18 protein-coding genes are annotated in these 16,865 nt (G+C 71.8%); 13 read left to right on the plus strand and 5 right to left on the minus strand.

Going from position 1 to position 16,865, the window contains the following annotated elements; genetic code table 11:
- The first annotated feature begins 111 nt into the window (after nucleotides 1–111).
- Nucleotides 112–1,266, plus strand: a complete 1,155-nt coding sequence (locus tag J2X46_RS14465) for an aminotransferase class I/II-fold pyridoxal phosphate-dependent enzyme (RefSeq protein ID WP_310251687.1) — start codon at nucleotides 112–114, stop codon at nucleotides 1,264–1,266.
- Nucleotides 1,267–1,277: 11 nt separating this feature from the next.
- On the opposite strand, the gene J2X46_RS14470 is transcribed toward J2X46_RS14465, so the two are convergent.
- Together J2X46_RS14470 and J2X46_RS14475 are read right to left on the minus strand one after the other, a co-directional pair.
- Nucleotides 1,278–2,081, minus strand: a complete 804-nt coding sequence (locus J2X46_RS14470) for a transglycosylase family protein (RefSeq protein ID WP_310251689.1) — start codon at nucleotides 2,079–2,081, stop codon at nucleotides 1,278–1,280.
- Nucleotides 2,082–2,308: 227 nt separating this feature from the next.
- Nucleotides 2,309–2,785: a GNAT family N-acetyltransferase gene (locus tag J2X46_RS14475; protein ID WP_310251691.1), complete on the minus strand. Its 477-nt coding sequence runs from the start codon at nucleotides 2,783–2,785 to the stop codon at nucleotides 2,309–2,311.
- 23 nt (nucleotides 2,786–2,808) lie between these two features.
- On the opposite strand from J2X46_RS14475, the gene J2X46_RS14480 reads away from it, so the two are divergent.
- From J2X46_RS14480 to pdxS, 4 genes are read left to right on the plus strand one after another with little or no spacing between them, the layout of a single operon-like run.
- On the plus strand, nucleotides 2,809–3,306 hold the full coding sequence (locus J2X46_RS14480) for an HIT domain-containing protein (protein ID WP_310251693.1): 498 nt from the start codon (nucleotides 2,809–2,811) through the stop codon (nucleotides 3,304–3,306).
- Nucleotides 3,299–4,066 carry an inositol monophosphatase gene (locus J2X46_RS14485; protein WP_310251695.1) on the plus strand — a complete coding sequence of 256 codons (768 nt, stop codon included), beginning with the start codon at nucleotides 3,299–3,301 and terminating at the stop codon, nucleotides 4,064–4,066. Before J2X46_RS14480 ends, J2X46_RS14485 begins: the two co-directional genes overlap by 8 nt.
- A gap of 9 nt (nucleotides 4,067–4,075) precedes the next feature.
- A complete protein-coding gene (gene pgsA, locus J2X46_RS14490) occupies nucleotides 4,076–4,699 on the plus strand; it encodes a phosphatidylinositol phosphate synthase (RefSeq protein WP_310251697.1) in 624 nt (207 codons plus the stop codon).
- Between the two features lie 54 nt (nucleotides 4,700–4,753).
- Nucleotides 4,754–5,686: a pyridoxal 5'-phosphate synthase lyase subunit PdxS gene (gene pdxS / locus J2X46_RS14495; protein ID WP_310251699.1), complete on the plus strand. Its 933-nt coding sequence runs from the start codon at nucleotides 4,754–4,756 to the stop codon at nucleotides 5,684–5,686.
- A gap of 12 nt (nucleotides 5,687–5,698) precedes the next feature.
- On the opposite strand, the gene J2X46_RS14500 is transcribed toward pdxS, so the two are convergent.
- Nucleotides 5,699–6,823, minus strand: a complete 1,125-nt coding sequence (locus tag J2X46_RS14500) for a serine hydrolase domain-containing protein (protein ID WP_310251701.1) — start codon at nucleotides 6,821–6,823, stop codon at nucleotides 5,699–5,701.
- Nucleotides 6,824–6,868: 45 nt separating this feature from the next.
- On the opposite strand from J2X46_RS14500, the gene pdxT reads away from it, so the two are divergent.
- Both pdxT and J2X46_RS14510 read left to right on the plus strand, forming a co-directional pair.
- On the plus strand, nucleotides 6,869–7,477 hold the full coding sequence (pdxT, locus tag J2X46_RS14505; protein ID WP_310251703.1) for a pyridoxal 5'-phosphate synthase glutaminase subunit PdxT: 609 nt from the start codon (nucleotides 6,869–6,871) through the stop codon (nucleotides 7,475–7,477).
- A 22-nt stretch (nucleotides 7,478–7,499) separates the two neighbouring features.
- Complete coding sequence (locus J2X46_RS14510; RefSeq protein ID WP_310251705.1) at nucleotides 7,500–8,273, plus strand: YebC/PmpR family DNA-binding transcriptional regulator; 774 nt, start codon at nucleotides 7,500–7,502, stop codon at nucleotides 8,271–8,273.
- 141 nt (nucleotides 8,274–8,414) lie between these two features.
- Here the strand turns inward: J2X46_RS14510 and J2X46_RS14515 are convergent, their stop codons facing one another.
- Nucleotides 8,415–9,413, minus strand: a complete 999-nt coding sequence (locus tag J2X46_RS14515; RefSeq protein ID WP_310251707.1) for a type IV toxin-antitoxin system AbiEi family antitoxin domain-containing protein — start codon at nucleotides 9,411–9,413, stop codon at nucleotides 8,415–8,417.
- Between the two features lie 340 nt (nucleotides 9,414–9,753).
- On the opposite strand from J2X46_RS14515, the gene ruvC reads away from it, so the two are divergent.
- The 6 genes from ruvC (at nucleotide 9,754) to J2X46_RS14545 (ending at nucleotide 15,190) form a co-directional block, all read left to right on the plus strand.
- Nucleotides 9,754–10,284: a crossover junction endodeoxyribonuclease RuvC gene (gene ruvC, locus J2X46_RS14520; protein WP_310251709.1), complete on the plus strand. Its 531-nt coding sequence runs from the start codon at nucleotides 9,754–9,756 to the stop codon at nucleotides 10,282–10,284.
- Nucleotides 10,281–10,880 (plus strand): Holliday junction branch migration protein RuvA, encoded by a 600-nt coding sequence (ruvA, locus tag J2X46_RS14525; RefSeq protein WP_310251711.1) that lies wholly within the window; start codon nucleotides 10,281–10,283, stop codon nucleotides 10,878–10,880. Before ruvC ends, ruvA begins: the two co-directional genes overlap by 4 nt.
- 70 nt (nucleotides 10,881–10,950) lie before the next feature.
- Nucleotides 10,951–11,973 (plus strand): Holliday junction branch migration DNA helicase RuvB, encoded by a 1,023-nt coding sequence (gene ruvB / locus J2X46_RS14530; RefSeq protein WP_310252080.1) that lies wholly within the window; start codon nucleotides 10,951–10,953, stop codon nucleotides 11,971–11,973.
- 67 nt (nucleotides 11,974–12,040) lie between these two features.
- A complete protein-coding gene (gene yajC / locus J2X46_RS14535) occupies nucleotides 12,041–12,334 on the plus strand; it encodes a preprotein translocase subunit YajC (RefSeq protein WP_310251712.1) in 294 nt (97 codons plus the stop codon).
- Nucleotides 12,327–12,875: an adenine phosphoribosyltransferase gene (locus tag J2X46_RS14540; protein ID WP_310251714.1), complete on the plus strand. Its 549-nt coding sequence runs from the start codon at nucleotides 12,327–12,329 to the stop codon at nucleotides 12,873–12,875. Before yajC ends, J2X46_RS14540 begins: the two co-directional genes overlap by 8 nt.
- Before the next feature lie 29 nt (nucleotides 12,876–12,904).
- Nucleotides 12,905–15,190: a bifunctional (p)ppGpp synthetase/guanosine-3',5'-bis(diphosphate) 3'-pyrophosphohydrolase gene (locus J2X46_RS14545; RefSeq protein WP_310251716.1), complete on the plus strand. Its 2,286-nt coding sequence runs from the start codon at nucleotides 12,905–12,907 to the stop codon at nucleotides 15,188–15,190.
- Between the two features lie 374 nt (nucleotides 15,191–15,564).
- On the opposite strand, the gene J2X46_RS14550 is transcribed toward J2X46_RS14545, so the two are convergent.
- Nucleotides 15,565–16,842, minus strand: coding sequence for a DUF349 domain-containing protein (locus J2X46_RS14550; RefSeq protein ID WP_310251718.1), 1,278 nt, complete (start codon nucleotides 16,840–16,842; stop codon nucleotides 15,565–15,567).
- Nucleotides 16,843–16,865: the final 23 nt, after the last annotated feature.

Genomic DNA, 16,865 nt, shown 5'->3' on the forward strand with positions numbered 1-16,865 from the left:
CTGGATCAGCCACCGCCATGACACGTACGCCGCGGCGCTCGCCGAGGCGCGGACCATGTCCGACCGCCGCGTCCTCGTGGTGCGGCTGATCGAGGAGCTGAACTGGCACTGATGGAGACGTCCGACCGCCGCCCGATCGTGGACCTCACCGACGCGGAGGCGCGCCGCGCCGTCCCGCTGAAGTGGGGCGTGCCCGAGGACGTGATCCCGGCGTGGGTCGCGGAGATGGACTACGCCGTCGACCCGGTCGTGCTCGGTGCCGTGCAGCAGGCGCTGGCCGACGGCATCACCGGCTACCCGGTCGTCCCGGACGTGGCCCTCGCTACGTCGTACGCCGCCTGGGCCGGGCGACACTTCGGCTGGGCGCCCGACCCGGAGGCCGTGCATCCCGTCGTCGACGTGACGGCCGGTGTGCGGCTCGCGATCGACGTGCTGAGCGGTCCGGGCGGGGTGGTGTTCCCGACGCCGGGCTACAACGCCCAGCACGGGCTGGCCCACGTCACCGGCCGCGCCGAGCACCTGCTCGAGGTGCCGACCTCGGCCGACCGCTGCGAGATCGACCTCGACGCGCTCGACCGGTTACTCGGGGACGGCGCACAGACGCTCCTGCTCACCCAGCCGCACAACCCCTGGGGTCGGGTCTTCACCCGTGCCGAGCTGGAGGGCGTCCGCGACGTCGTGGTCCGGCACGGCGCCCGCGTGGTGAGCGACGAGATCCATGCGCCGCTGGTGCTGCCCGGCGCCGAGCACGTGTCGTACCTCTCGATCGAGGGCACCCACGACCACGCGGTCGCGGTGGTGGCCGCGTCGAAGGCGTTCAACACGGCTGGGCTGCGCTGCGCGCAGCTGGTCGTGCCGTCGGCCGCCGACCGCGAGCTCCTGGCCGCGCAGCCCATGTCGCGCAACGACTCCTGGTCCCCGCTCGGGGCGGTCGCGGCACGCGCGGCGTACGACCACGGCGACCCGTGGCTGGCCTCGCTCGTCGAGCGCCTCGACCAGCAGCGCACCCTCCTCGGCGAGCTGCTGGCCGAGCACCTGCCGGAGGTGCGGATGCGCCCGCTCGAGGCGACCTACCTCGCCTGGCTCGACGCCTCCGCCTACGGCCACGACGACGCGGCCGCGGTCGCCCTCGAGCGCGGCCGGGTGAGGGTGAGCCCCGGCGCCTCATACGCGCCGGGGACCACGGGCCAGGTCCGCCTCAACATCGCCACCTCGCCCGACCGGCTCACCGAGATCGTCGAGCGGCTGGCCAAGGCCTGGCGCTGAGGGTCACGCCCTCAGAGCAGGCGACCGCAGTTCGGCCAGGGGGAGCGGCCGCGCTGCTGGTAGAGCAGCTTGGCGCGGTAGGTCTGCTCCGCGGCCGAGGCGGAGGTGGGCAGGCCGGAGCCGCCGACGCTGTGCCAGGTGCCGGTGTCGAACTGGTAGAGCCCGTAGTAGCCGGCGGGGTTCACGGCGTTCGGGTTGCCGCCGGACTCGCAGTTGGCGAGCGCGCCCCAGTTGAGGCCGTCGGCGCCGGGCACGGAGTAGGGCTTGCGGCCGACGAGCACCCGACGGGGGCGGGGCTCGCGGACGAGCGTCCGCTTCACGACGCGCGAGCGCACCTGCTCGCCGTTGTGCAGCGTCTTCAGCTTGACGACCTTGCGCACGCCCGGCCGTCCCTCGCGGACGACCTTGCGCTTGCCGGGCTTCAGCTTCGTGGTCGCGACCTCGACCGTGCCGCGCCGGACGCGCTCGCGCTTGGTCTTGCGCACCTTCTCGACCTCGGTCAGCTTGACGACGTCGCCCTCGCGGACGCGCTTCTTGGCGCCCGAGACATGACGACCGTCGCGGACGACGGCGACCAGGTCGTTGCCGTCGACGGCGACCCCGTGGCTCTCGAGCAGCTCGCCGGGCCACGCGTGCGGCACGGCAGCGACCGCGACGGGCGGCTGGTCGGCCACCTTGAGGCGTACGTCGACGCGCTCGGAGGTCGGCTGGGCGACGGCGCTGCCGGGCACCAGGCCGATCGCGAGAGCGGCGACGGCGGTGCTGGCGCCGATGCGGCGACGGGCGGACTGGGCGGGTGTGGTGGTGGCACGCACGTGCTTCTGACCTCACGGGGGTGTTGTGCGCCTCCGGGGCGCTCGGACGCGACACCGCAGGTACGGGCGTCGAGGCCGCGGCTGCGATCAACCTCGCGACGGGAGGCGCCCCGTCCACGACGGGGCCACTGCCAGCGGCCCCACCACGACAACACGCACGGGGAGCGATGTCGAATCGGGAGGGCGGCGTGAGCGAGCGGGCGTGACCGGTCTCACGCCGAGCGCGGTCAGACGCTCTTGACGTACCTCCGGCACGGCGATGTCCATTTCTGACCCGCCGCGGTGACCTCGTAGGGCAGGTCGCCGGAGTCGGTCCAGCCCTGCTTCTCGTAGAACGCGCGGGCCCGGGCGTTGCCCGTGACGACGGCGAGCCAGGCCGAGACGTGGCCGCCGGCGGCGACCCGGCGCTCCGCCTCCGCGAGCAGGAGGGGCGCGAGTCCGGTGCCACGGGCCGCGCGGCCGACGAAGACCTGCTCGACCTCGTCTCCGACGACCATGACGAAGCCCAGCAGCTCGCCGTCCTCGGCCACCGCGACGGCCGTGTCGGCCACGCGACGTGGCGTTCGCTCGTGGAAGGCCGCCAGGGTCCGCGCGGCGGTGAGGCCGTCGGGCACGTGGCCCGCGTGGGCGTCGTGCCAGCCCTCGTGCCACAGGTCGGCCACGGCAGCCATGTCGGCGTCACCGGCCGGTCGGATCGACGTCATGCACCCACCCTAGGATCGCTGGCATGAGTGACGACGCGCTCGAGCGGATCTGGACGCCCCACCGGATGGCCTACGTCCGCACGGCCGTCGACGACGAGGGCTGCCCGTTCTGCGCGATCCCGCACCACCCCGACGAGGAGTCGCTCGTCGTGGCGCGGGGCGAGTCGACCTACGCCGTGCTCAACCTGCACCCCTACAACCCGGGCCACCTGATGGTGCTGCCCTACCGCCACGTCGCCGACCTGGCCGACCTCGACGAGGCAGAGTCGGTCGAGCTGATGGCGATGACGCAGCAGGCGCTCCGCGCGATCCGGGCGGTCAGCAGCCCGCACTCCTTCAACATCGGGCTCAACCTCGGCCGGTCGGCCGGCGGCTCGCTCTCGGAGCACCTGCACCAGCACGTGGTGCCGCGCTGGACCGGTGACGCGAACTTCATCACCGTCATCGGCGGCACGAAGATGCTGCCGCAGCTGCTCGAGGACACCCGCACCCTGATCGCAGGGGCGTGGGCCGATGCCTGACCTCCACGCCGACGCCGCCCTGGCCGCCGACCTGGTCCGCGAGGCCGCGCTGCTCGCCGCCCGGATCCGCGCGGAGGGCCTCGACATCGAGCGCAAGACCAGCGGCTCCGACATCGTCACCCAGGCCGACACCGCGGCCGAGCGGCTGATCGTCCAGCAGCTCACCGCCGAGCGCCCGGACGACGCGATCGTGGGGGAGGAGGGCACCTCACGGCCCGGCACCTCGGGCCGCACGTGGGTCATCGACCCGGTCGACGGCACCTTCAACTTCTCCCGCGGCAGCGACTGGTGGTGCAGCGCGATCGCGCTCCACGACGAGGACGACGTGCTGCTGGGCGCGGTCCACCACGCCGCCTCGCTGCGTACCTGGGTCGGCGGTCCCGACCTGCCCAGCACCTGCGACGGCGCGCCCCTGGAGCCGCTGCCCGACACGCCCCGCGAGGCCCGGTGCGCAACGACCTACCTCCACCCGCCGTTCTACGGCAGCGAGGTGGGGGAGGCCTTCGCCCGCGCCCTCGGCCAGGTCGGCACGCTGCGGATGCTCGGCTCCGGCACGATGGACTGCATGGCCATCGCGGTCGGCCAGTGGGACGTGCTCTTCCAGCACTCGGTCGCCGACTGGGACCGGCTCCCGGGGGCGGCGATCCTCCGCGGTGCGGGCGGCGAGTCGGTCGTCGTACGGGCTGCGGGGGTGGAGTGGACGATCACCGGCTCGCCCGCCGCGGTGGCGGACGTCCGGGCCGCGCTTCTCGACGGGTAGCCTGCGCCCGTGCTCGATCGGTTCAAGCAGTTCTGGCAGGGCGTCATGCTCGCGCCCTTCGTCAACCTCTTCGTCCGCCTCGGCATCAGCCCAGACGTGGTGACGCTGGTCGGCACCCTGGGGGTGAGCTTCGGCGCGCTGTTCTTCTTCGCGCAGGGCTGGGTGTGGCAGGGCGTCCTGTTCATCACCGCGTTCGTCTTCAGCGACCTGATCGACGGCGCGATGGCACGCAAGGTCGGTCGCAAGGACGACTTCGGCGCGTTCCTCGACTCGACGCTCGACCGGATCGCCGACGGCGCCCTGTTCGGCGGGCTCGCGCTCTTCTTCGCCTGGCACCGCGAGAGCCACCTCTACCTCGTGCTGTGCCTCGTCGTCCTCGTCATGGGGGCCGTGACGTCGTACGCCCGGGCGAAGGCCGACCACCTCGGCTACGACGCCAAGGTCGGCATCGCCGAGCGCCCCGACCGCCTCGTCGGCATGCTCGTGCCGGCCTTCTTCGCCGACGTCCTCGACCTGTGGATCCTGCTCGAGGTCGCGCTGTGGGCGCTCGCCATCGCCGCCACGGTGACGGTCGCGCAGCGCATCTGGGTCGTACGCCGCCAGGCGCTCGCCCGCGCCGCCTCCAGCGCCTGACCATCGGGCGGCACCGATGCATCCTTTGGGATGAGGCCGCACTACGATCGAGGCATGGCTGAGCAGACCCCCCAGACGTCTCCCCAGACGTCTTCCGAGACCCCCATCGAGCACGGCACCAGCCGCGTCAAGCGCGGCATGGCCGAGATGCTCAAGGGCGGCGTCATCATGGACGTCGTCACCGCCGAGCAGGCGAAGATCGCCGAGGACGCCGGCGCCGTCGCCGTGATGGCGCTCGAGCGCGTCCCGGCCGACATCCGCGCCCAGGGCGGCGTGTCCCGGATGAGCGACCCCGACATGATCGACGGCATCATCGAGGCCGTCTCCATCCCGGTGATGGCCAAGGCCCGCATCGGCCACTTCGCCGAGGCGCAGGTCCTCCAGTCGCTCGGTGTCGACTACATCGACGAGTCCGAGGTGCTCACCCCGGCCGACTACGCCAACCACATCGACAAGTGGCAGTTCACCGTGCCGTTCGTGTGCGGTGCGACCAACCTGGGCGAGGCGCTGCGCCGCATCACCGAGGGCGCGGCGATGATCCGCTCCAAGGGCGAGGCCGGCACCGGTGACGTGTCCAACGCGGTGACCCACATGCGCACCATCCGCGCCGAGCTGCGCCGCCTCCACGGCCTGTCCGAGGACGAGCTCTACGTCGCGGCCAAGGAGCTGCAGGCCCCCTACGAGCTGGTCAAGGAGGTCGCGGCCGCGGGCAAGCTCCCGGTCGTCCTCTTCACCGCCGGCGGTATCGCCACCCCGGCCGACGCGGCGATGATGATGCAGCTCGGCGCCGAGGGCGTCTTCGTGGGCTCCGGCATCTTCAAGTCCGGCAACCCGGCCCAGCGCGCCGAGGCGATCGTGAAGGCCACCACCTTCTTCGACGACCCCGACGTGGTCGCCAAGGTCTCCCGCGGCCTCGGCGAGGCCATGGTCGGCATCAACGTAGACGAGATCCCGCAGCCGCACCGCCTGTCCGAGCGCGGCTGGTGACCTGCGCGGGCGCTACTTCAGCGCCCGCGTGAGCACGGTCGCGGCCGTGCCGAACCCGTAGGCCTCCTCGCCCGCCTGGGCGGGGAGGCCGAGCCGGATCACCATGGTCCGGGTGCTCGGGTCGACGAGCAGCACCTGCCCGCCGAAGCCCAGCGCGGCGAACACGTTCTTCGGTGCGTACGGCGCCAGCTGGCCGGTGACCGGCTTGAGCGGCTGCCCCTGGGCGTCCACGGCGTCGGTCGCGCCGCGGATGCGACCCGGCCGGTTGAGCCAGAACAGGTAGCCGTAGGCGGCGTTGTGCACCGTCGACGACCGGCCGACGGCCCGCTTCACGTAGCTGGTGTCGAGCAGGCGGGTGCCGTCGACCTTGCCCCTGTCGAGGTAGAGCGTGCCGAACCTGGCGAGGTCGAGGCAGGTCGTGCGCAGGCCGTAGAACACCATCGCGGCGTTGTCGGAGCGGTCGGTGATGAGCTCGGAGTGCGTCATCCCGAGAGGCTTGAAGAGTCGCGTACGGGCGAACTTCGCGACCCGCATCCCCGTCGCCTTCTCCAGCACCGGCTCGAGCACCTGGATCGCGGCGTTGTTGTAGGCCCACGCGCTGCCGGGGGCGTACTGCTGGGTCAGCCCGATGGCGTACATCGTGCGGCTCTTCGCGGCGAGCAGGTCGGCGTAGTCGCTCTTCATCGACCAGAAGCGGCCGCTGTCGTTGGAGAGCAGGTTGCGCACCGTCACCGTCTCCGACGGCGTGCCGCGCCACTGCGGGACGTAGGTCGAGACGCGGTCGTCGAGGCGCAGGTCGCCGTCGCGGATCGCGATGCCCACCAGCGTGCTGGTGATCGACTTGGTGATGGAGAAGACCTCCCGCGGCACGTCGCGCTCGAGCCGCCAGTTCTTCTCGTAGGCCAGCTTGCCGTTGCGCAGCACGGCGAAGCAGGTGGAGTCGAGCCGCTTGGCCTCCTTCGCCCCGGCCTCCAGCACGCTGCCGCGCAGGCCCAGGCTGGACGGCGTACGCACCGGCCAGCCGTCGACGGCGCGGCTCGCGCCGGGCTTCGCGGGCGCCGCGGTCGAGACCCCGGACGCGGTGAGTGCCAGGGCCAGCAGGGCAGCGCCGAGCGCGGCCGGACGGGGAAGCCTCATGGGCCCTGACCCTACGGCGAGGAGGCGGTCCTAGGATCGGCGTTCGTGAATCCGACCATCGGCGTGCTCGCCCTCCAGGGCGACGTCCGCGAGCACCTGGCAGCCCTGGGCTCGCTGGGCGCCACCCCGATCTCCGTACGACGACCAGCCGAGCTCGCCGCGTGCGACGGACTGGTCATCCCGGGCGGGGAGTCCACGACGATGGTCAAGCTGGCCCGGATCTTCGACCTGCTCGAGCCGCTGCGCGAGGCCGTGCGGGGCGGGCTGCCCGCCTTCGGGACCTGCGCGGGCATGATCATGCTGGCCGACGGGATCGAGGACGGCGCCGCCGGGCAGGAGACCATCGGCGGCCTCCACATCACCGTGCGCCGCAACGCCTTCGGGCGCCAGGTCGACTCCTTCGAGGAGGACCTGCACCTCGACGGCCTCGCCGACCCGGTGCGCGCGGTCTTCATCCGCGCACCGTGGGTCGAATCGGTCGAGGCCGACGTCGAGGTGCTGGCTCGGGTCGAGGACGGACCGGCCGCGGGTAGGATCGTCGCGGTGCGCCAGGGCCCCCTGATGGCGACCTCGTTCCATCCCGAGGTCGGCAGCGACGACCGGGTCCACGGCATGTTCGTGGACCTGGTGCGCTCGGCCCGCGCTCCGCACTGATCGTCGATAGATAGAGGGACTCATGTCAGGCCACTCCAAGTGGGCAACGACCAAGCACAAGAAGGCCGCGATCGATGCCAAGCGCGGCAAGCTCTTCGCCAAGCTGATCAAGAACATCGAGGTCGCGGCGAAGCAGGGCGGTGGCGACCCCGCCGGCAACCCGACCCTCTACGACGCCATCCAGAAGGCCAAGAAGAGCTCGGTCCCCAACAAGAACATCGACTCCGCGGTCAAGCGCGGCTCGGGCGCCGAGTCCGGTGGCGTCGACTACCAGGGCATCTCCTACGAGGTCTACGGCCCGCAGGGCGTCGCCTTCCTCGTCGAGTGCCTGACCGACAACAAGAACCGCGCCGCGATGGAGGTCCGCACCGCGGTCACCCGCAACGGCGGCACCATGGCCGACCCCGGCTCGGTCTCGCGCCTGTTCACGCGCAAGGGCATCGTCGTGGTGCCGAAGGCGCAGGAGACCCGTGAGGTGAGCGAGGACGACGTCCTCGAGGCCACCCTCGACGCCGGTGCCGAGGAGGTCAACGACCTCGACGACGCCTTCCAGGTCCAGAGCGAGGCGACCGACGTCGTCGACGTGCGCACCGCGCTCCAGGACGCCGGCATCGACTACGACTCCGCCGACGTGGAGTGGATCGCCAGCATGGAGATCCCCGTCGACGCCGACGGCGCCGGCAAGGTGATGCGCCTCGTCGACGCCCTCGAGGACCTCGACGACGTGCAGGACGTCTTCACCAACGTCGACATCCCCGCCGACGTGATGGCCGAGCTCGAGGCCGCCGACGCCTGACCCGCTGGTCGCCCGCCCGCTTGTAACGCCGGGTTGGTGCTTGTACTACCCATCTCCGGAGGGGGTGCCTACAAGCGCCAACCCGGCGTTACAGCGCTCGCGCTGCGCCCGGAGCAGGGCAGCCCACACCGGCGTACGGCGTCAGGCCAGGCGTCGGCGCTCGGGCGCGAGGATGAACGGGGCGAGGTCGTCGATCGCCGTGCCGAACAGGCGACAGGTCTCGTCGTGCTCGCGCCGGAGTCGGGCCAGCGCTGCTGCTCGGCCCGGACCACAGTCGTACGCCGTGATCCTGGCGACGCCCACCTTGAAGCCGCTGATGAAGTCCTGGCGATCCTTCTCCCGGCGAAGCGCGGCTCGAGCCTGCACGGGATCGTCGGGGTACTTTCCGAGCCCGTCCACCTCGAACATCTGTCGCCCCACGTGGAAGTCGATCCACACCTCGCGCCGGCCGTCGCCGAGCCCGAGCTGGGTGCGAGGCCGGCCGATGCCGAGCTCGAGCACGAGCTCGCGGCCTTGAGACTCCAGGTAGCTCTCGGCGCCGGGGTCGGCGTGCTCGATGCACCACCGCATGATCGTGGAGCCCGGCCAGCACGACATCTCGTCCAGCACCCTCGTCATCTGCTCGCGGGTCACCCCACCCCGCAGGGCGGCGTCGCAGGCAGCCAGTCCGGGGGCGCGTCCGTGCTCACGAGCCATGTCCAGCGCTGTGCGAGCGGGCCCGAGCATGCGCAGACCCTCGACATCGCTCGCGTCCTGCTCCCGGAAGGGTGCCCGGTGGTGCTTGATCCCCGCGCGCTCGGCGTCGCCGTGCACCTTGTGGCGCGAGATGTGGACCAGTGCCGTCGTCGGAGACGGGGCGCCCATCCCCAGCGCGATGCTCGAGGAGTCGTGGCTGAAGACGTACGACGGCGCCCGCAGGCTGATCGCCGCCGCCCGCACGCGCAGCAGCGGGCGTGCACGGTAGGGCTCGGCCGCCTCCCACGCCTCGCCGTCCGCGTACACACCGCGTCGGACCCGGACCAGTCGTCCCGAGCGGACCAGCCGCTCGATCTCGCCGCGCACGAGTCCGAGGGCAGCCAGCTGCCGGTGGCTGATGAGGCCATGCTGACGGTGCATGAGGGCGAAGGCGGGCAGGTACATCGGACGACGATGACCGGCAGCGCCGGCCACGTGCCGGCATCCTCCTCGGCAGCTGTGGAGAACTCACCCATCGGTGCACCTGTGCATGATTCTGGCGCATCTGATGGGGTCGCTCCGGGCCGCTCGCGCTGTAACGCCGGGTTGGTGCCTGTTCTACCCATCTCCGGAGGGGGTGCCTACAAGCGCTAACCCGGCGTTACAGCGGGGCCGGTCGATGGGGGAGGGTGACCACACCACACAGCGCCCGCCGCGTGTCGTCCGACGTCCCGCACCCGACCCGGGTTAGCGTGGCGCGAACGAACATGTGTTCGGACGAGCCGACCGGGAGAGGGGTGGAGCAGTGCGCGTGCTCGGCATCGACCCCGGCCTGACCCGCTGCGGCGTGGGCGTGGTCGACGGCAGCGTCGGCCGGCCCCTGTCCATGGTCGACGTCGGCGTGATCCGCACAAGCTCCACGCTGCCCATCGCCGAGCGGCTGGTCACCATCGAGAAGGGCCTCGACGCCTGGATCGAGGAGCACCGGCCCGACGCGGTGGCGGTCGAGCGGGTCTTCGCCCGCTCCGACTCCAGCACCATCATGGGCACCGCGCAGGCCAGCGGCATCGCCCTCGTGGTGGCCGCCCGGCGGGGCCTGCCGATCGCGATGCACACCCCGAGCGAGGTCAAGGCCGCCGTGTCCGGCAACGGCCGTGCCGACAAGGCGCAGGTGGGCGCGATGGTCGTCCGGATCCTGCGGCTGAGCGAGCTGCCCAAGCCCGCCGACGCCGCCGACGCCCTCGCCCTGGCCATCACCCACGTCTGGCGCGGGTCGGCGAGCAACCGGATCGAGGCCGCGGTGGCCCAGCACAAGCAGAAGATGAGGACCCGATGATCGCCTTCGTCCGCGGCGAGGTCGCCGCCGTCACCCTCTCCAGCGCCGTCCTCGAGGTCGGCGGGGTCGGCCTCGAGCTGATGTGCACCCCGGGCACCCTCGCCACGCTCCGCGTCGGGCGTCCCGCCACGCTGCCCACCAGCATGGTGGTGCGGGAGGACAGCCTGACCATCTTCGGCTTCCTCGACGAGGACGAGAAGTCGATCTTCGAGATCGCCCAGACCGCGTCGGGCGTCGGCCCCAAGGTCGCCCAGGCGATCGTCGCGGTGATGAGCCCGGACGACGTACGACGCGCGATCACGACCGAGGACGTCAAGGCGCTCACCCGGGTCCCGGGCATCGGCCAGAAGGGCGCCCAGCGCATCATCCTCGAGCTCAAGGACCGCATCGGCCCGCCCGTCGGTGCGCACCACCCGGCCGCGACCCCGGCCGCGAGCGCGCCGTGGCGCGACCAGGTGCAGCAGGGCCTGGTCGGCCTGGGCTGGTCGGCCAAGGAGTCCGAGAAGGCAGTCGAGGCGGTGGCCCCGGAGGCCGGCGACTCACCCGACGTCGGCGCGCTGCTGCGCGCGGCGCTGCGCACGCTGAGCAAGGCCTGAGGCAGTCACGGTGAACTGGGACGACGTCGACGACGACCTGACGGAGGCCGAGGAGGTCCACCTCCAGCGGCTGACCGACGCCGAGGCCGACGGCGACGAGCGCGCGGTCGAGGCCGCGCTGCGCCCCAAGACCCTCGACGAGGTGGTGGGGCAGGTCCGCGTACGCGACCAGCTGGGGCTGGTGCTCGAGGCCGCCCGCCGCCGTGGCCGAGCGCCCGACCACGTCCTGCTGTCCGGTCCGCCCGGGCTCGGCAAGACCACGCTCGCGATGATCATCGCGGCCGAGATGAGCACGCCGCTGCGGCTCACGAGCGGCCCGGCCATCACGCACGCCGGCGACCTCGCCGCGATCCTGTCGGGCCTCAACGAGGGCGACGTCCTCTTCGTCGACGAGATCCACCGGATGTCGCGGCCGGCCGAGGAGATGCTCTACATGGCGATGGAGGACTTCCGGGTCGACGTCGTCATCGGCAAGGGCCCGGGCGCCACCGCGATCCCGCTGGAGATCCCGCCGTTCACGCTGGTCGGCGCGACCACCCGGGCCGGGCTGCTGCCGGGCCCGCTGCGCGACCGCTTCGGCTTCACCGCGCACCTGGAGTTCTACGAGCCCGACGAGCTCGACCAGATCGTGCACCGCTCCGCCGGCCTGCTCGGCGTGCACCTCACCGCCGAGGGCTCCAGCGAGATCGCGTCGCGCTCGCGCGGCACGCCCCGCATCGCCAACCGGCTGCTGCGCAGGGTCCGCGACTACGCCCAGGTCCGCGCCGACGGCGTCCTCACGCTGCCGGTCGCGCAGTCGGCGCTGGAGCTGTTCGAGGTCGACGAGTCGGGCCTCGACCGGCTCGACCGGGCCGTGCTCGACGTGCTGTGTCGCCGCTTCGGCGGGGGACCGGTCGGCATCTCGACGCTCGCCGTCGCCGTGGGGGAGGAGCGCGAGACCGTCGAGGAGGTCGCCGAGCCGTTCCTGGTCCGCACCGGGATGCTCGCCCGCACCCCGCGGGGTCGGGTCGCCACGCCCGCCGCCTGGCACCACCTCGGCCTCACGCCGCCGCCGATGCCCACCGTCGACTCCACCCTCTTCGACGAGGTGTGAGCGGCGCGGGGCGCCCGCGTAGACTCCCCCGCTCAACCCCCGCCACGATCCGAGGAGATCCCCGACCGTGAACGACCTCGCCGCACTCCTGCCCCTGGTGGCCATCCTGGCCCTGTTCTGGTTCATGGTGATCCGTCCCCAGCAGCGCCGGGCGCGGGAGGTCAGCGCCCTCCAGAACAGCATCGACGTCGGGCAGCGCGTGATGATGTCGTCGGGCATCTTCGGCACCGTCATGTCCATCGCCGACGACAAGGTCCGACTCCAGATCGCCCCGGGCACGGAGATCGAGATCGCCCGCGCGGCCATCGCCAAGGTCGAGTCCCCGAGCCACGAGCTCGGCGAGGAGCGCGGCGATGCCTGATCGTCGTACGGCCCAGGAGGCGCTGACGCGGCTCACGGTCGACGTCGCCGACTGGCCCGAGAAGGGCGTCACCTTCAAGGACATCACGCCGGTCCTCGCCGACCACCACGCCTTCTCCGCGATCATCACCGCCCTCGCGGCCGCCGGTCGCGACGACCACGGCAACGTCGTGGTCGACAAGGTCGTCGGCATGGAGGCCCGCGGCTTCATCCTCGCCGCACCCGTCGCGCTGTCCCTCGGCATCGGCTTCGTGCCGGTCCGCAAGGCCGGCAAGCTGCCGCGCGACACGCACGCCGTCTCCTACAGCCTGGAGTACGGCGAGGCGACCCTCGAGGTGCACCAGGACGGCATCGCACCGGGCGAGCGGGTGCTGATGGTCGACGACGTGCTGGCCACCGGCGGCACCGTCGACGCGACCCGCCAGCTCATCGAGTCGTGCGGCGGCACCGCCACGGCGGCCTCGGTGCTGATGGAGCTGAGCTTCCTCGACCCGCGCTCGATCACCGGCGACCTCCCGATCAGCACGCTGCTGACGATCTGACCCACCCGACCGCTCACTAGACTGACGACATGGCTGAGGAGCAGGTGCCCGCGCAGGAGGCGAAGGCGCCTCTCACCGCGCGCGGCATGCGTGCCCGCCTCGCCCGGGTCGGCACCAGGCCGCCCGCCCAGAACCCGGTCCTCGAGCCGCTCTTCCGTGCCGTCCGGGCCAACCACCCCAAGGCCGACCTGGCCCTTCTCGAGCGCGCCTACGCCGTCGCCGACAAGTGGCACACCGGCCAGATGCGCAAGAGCGGCGACCCCTACATCACCCACCCGCTCGCGGTCACCACGATCCTCGCCGACATCGGCATGACGGAGCCGACGCTGGTCGCGGCCCTCCTGCACGACACGGTCGAGGACACGCCGTACACCCTCGACGAGCTGCGCTCCGACTTCGGCGAGGAGGTCGCGGTCCTCGTCGACGGTGTCACCAAGCTCGACAAGGTGCAGTACGGCGACTCGGCGCAGGCCGAGACGATCCGCAAGATGATCGTGGCGATGTCGCGCGACATCCGGGTGCTGGTCATCAAGCTCGCCGACCGGCTCCACAACATGCGCACCCTGCGCTACGTCCCGGCCGCGTCGCAGGAGCGGTCCTCGCGCGAGACGCTCGACATCTACGCGCCGCTGGCCCACCGCCTCGGCATGAACACCCTCAAGTGGGAGCTCGAGGACCTCGCCTTCGCGACGCTCCACCCGAAGATCTACGACGAGATCGTGCGGATGGTTGCCGAGCGCGCGCCCTCGCGCGACCAGTTCCTGGCCGAGGTGGTCGCCGAGATCGAGGCCGACCTCAAGTCCGCGCGCATCCACGCGAAGGTCACCGGGCGACCGAAGCACTACTACTCGATCTACCAGAAGATGATCGTCGGCGGCCGCGACTTCTCCGACATCTACGACCTCGTCGGCATCCGGATCCTCGTCGACGAGGACCGCGACTGCTACAGCGCGCTGGGCGTCATCCACTCCCGGTGGAACCCGGTCCTGGGGCGGTTCAAGGACTACGTCGCGATGCCGAAGTTCAACATGTACCAGTCGCTCCACACGACGGTCATCGGCCCGCAGGGCAAGCCGGTGGAGGTGCAGATCCGCACCTTCGCCCAGCACCGTCGCGCCGAGTACGGCGTCGCCGCGCACTGGAAGTACAAGGAGAACTCCAAGGCCGGGGTCGACACCGACAAGCTCGGTGACAAGGACGACATGACCTGGCTGCGGCAGCTGCTCGACTGGCAGAGCGAGGTCGAGGACCCGGGCGAGTTCCTGGAGTCGCTGCGCTTCGAGATGAACCAGCAGCAGGTCTACGTCTTCACCCCGCGCGGCGACGTGATCCCGCTGCCGATGGGCTCCACGCCCGTCGACTTCGCGTACGCCGTCCACACCGAGGTCGGCCACCACACCATCGGCTCGCGGGTCAACGGCCGGCTGGTGCCGCTGGAGTCCACCCTCGACAACGGCGACGTGGTCGAGGTCTTCACCTCCAAGTCGCCGACGTCCGGGCCCTCGCGCGACTGGCTCAACTTCGTCCAGTCCCCGCGCGCCCGCTCCAAGATCCGCCAGTGGTTCACCAAGGAGCGGCGCGAGGAGGCGATCGAGCACGGCAAGGACCAGATCGCCAAGCTCATGCGCAAGGAGGGCCTGCCCCTCAACCGCCTGATGACCCACGACGTGCTCACGCTCGTGGCCGAGCACTTCCACCACGCCGACGTCTCCGCGCTCTACGCCGCCGTCGGCGAGGGCAATCTCAGCGCCCAGGCCGTCGTACGCCGCGTCATCGACCTCCACGGTGGGGACGACGGTGCGCAGGAGGACCTGTCCGAGGGCGTCACCATCACCGGCCGCTCGCGCGCGGCCAAGCGCGGTCCGACCGACTCCGGCGTCATCGTGCGCGGCGTCGACGACCTGTGGGTCAAGCTCGCGAAGTGCTGCACCCCGGTGCCGCCCGACCCGATCCTCGGCTTCGTCACCAAGGGCGGGGGAGTCTCGGTGCACCGCAAGGACTGCACCAACGCCGCCAGCCTGCTCGGCCAGCCCGAGCGCGTCATCGAGGTCGAGTGGGCGCCCACGTCGCAGTCGACGTTCCTCGTCAACATCCAGGTCGAGGCCCTCGACCGGGCCCGCCTGCTCTCCGACATCACCATGGCGCTCTCCGACGCCCACGTGAACATCCTCAGCGCGACGCTCTCCACGACCCGCGACCGCGTGGCCAAGAGCCGGTTCTCCTTCGAGATGGCCGACGCCGCCCACCTCGACGGCGTCCTCCGCGCCGTCCGCGCGGTCCCCGGCGTCTTCGACGCCTACCGCGTCACGGCGTAGTTGGCGCTCGCTCCGCTCGCGCGTGCTCGGCGCCCTGCAAGACGTCGTCTTCCCTCGTCGCTCCCGAGCTGTCTCGCTGCGCTCGTCGCGCTCGCTCGCTCCTCAGTCCAGACGACGTCGGGCGCCGAGCGCGTGGGCTGGGGAGGCTGGGGCGATCCGGGAATGCCGACCGGGCACTTCGTCCGCATCAGACGGGGTGAGCGGGCACTTCGTCCGCTTCAGGTCGCGGACGAAGCACCCGGTCGCTCACAAGGGCGCGGACGAAGCGCCCGGTCGGTGACCAGGACGCGGACGAAGTGCCCGGTCGGTGATCAGGACGCGGACGAAGTGCCCGGTCGGTGATCAGGACGCGGACGAAGTGCCCGGTCGGCGGGTCAGCCGAAGTCGGCGGCGGCCTTCTTGGCCATGTCGAGGAAGGCCTGCTTGTTGGCGAGCTCGGACTCGAGGTCCTTGACCTTCTTCGCGTCGCCGGCCGACGAGGCCTTGTCGAGCTTGGCCTGGGTCTCGGCGATGCCGGCCTCGAGCTTGGTGATCATGTCGTCCGCGCGCGCCGACTTCTCGGGGTCGCTGCGGCTCCACTGCTCGTCCTCGACGGCGCGGATGGCCTGCTCGACCTTCCGCATCCGGCCCTCGAGCTCCTTCATCCGGTCGCGGGGGACCTTGCCGGCGGCGTCCCAGCGGTCGGCGAGGTCGCGGAAGGCCTTCTTCGCGGCCTCGAGGTCGGCCCCCCCTGCTTGGATCTGCGGGACGAGGGCCTCGGCCTCGACGAGGATCTGGTCCTTGACCTCGGCGTTGGCCGCGAACTCCTGGTCGAGCGCGGCGTTGGCGGCGTCACGAGCGCCGAAGAAGGTGTCCTGCGCGCCGCGGAAGCGCTGCCACAGCTGGTCGTCGACCTCGCGCGGCGCGGGGCCGGCGGCCTTCCACTCGCGCATCAGGTCGCGGTAGCGACCGGCGGTCGGGCCCCACTCGGTGGAGGTGGACAGCGACTCGGCCTCGGTCGCGAGGCGCTCCTTGATCACGCGGGCGCCGTCGCGACGCTCGTGCTCCTCGGCGAAGTGCGACTTGCGGTGCCGGGTGTACGTCGTACGGGCGGTGGAGAAGCGCCGCCACAGCGCGTCGTCGGTGGCGCGGTCGAGGCGGGGGAGCTCCTTCCAGGTGGCGAGCAGCTCGCGCAGTCGGTTCGCCCCGTTGCGCCAGTCGGTGCCCTCCGCGAGGCGCTCGGCCTCGGCGACGAGCTTCTCCTTCTCCGCCTTGGACTCCGCGCTCTTGGCGGCGCGCTCCTCCTTGCGGGCCGAGCGCTGGACCGCGATCACCGGGGCCAGGGCGTCGAGGCGCCCGGCGAGGGAGACGAGGTCGCCGACCGCGTGCGCGTCGACCACCTGCTCACGCAACGCCTTGGTCGAGGAGGTCGCCTCCTCGGGTGCCAGCCGGCCAGACGCCACGCGCTGCTCGAGCAGGTGGACCTTGCCCTCCAGCTCCTCGTAGCGCTTGGTGAAGAACTCCAGGGCCTCGGCCGGGGTGCCGGCCTCGTAGGACCCGACGGATCGCTCCCCATCGGCGGTGCGGACGTAGACGGTGCCGTCCTCGGCCACCCGACCCCAGGGCATCTCACCCTGGGCCGAGTCGTCTCGGGACTGCTTGTCGGCGCTCATGGTCGCCCATCGTAGTCATGGCG

It is taken from the genome of Nocardioides sp. BE266, from assembly GCF_031457855.1.
Taxonomy (GTDB): Bacteria; Actinomycetota; Actinomycetes; order Propionibacteriales; family Nocardioidaceae; genus Nocardioides.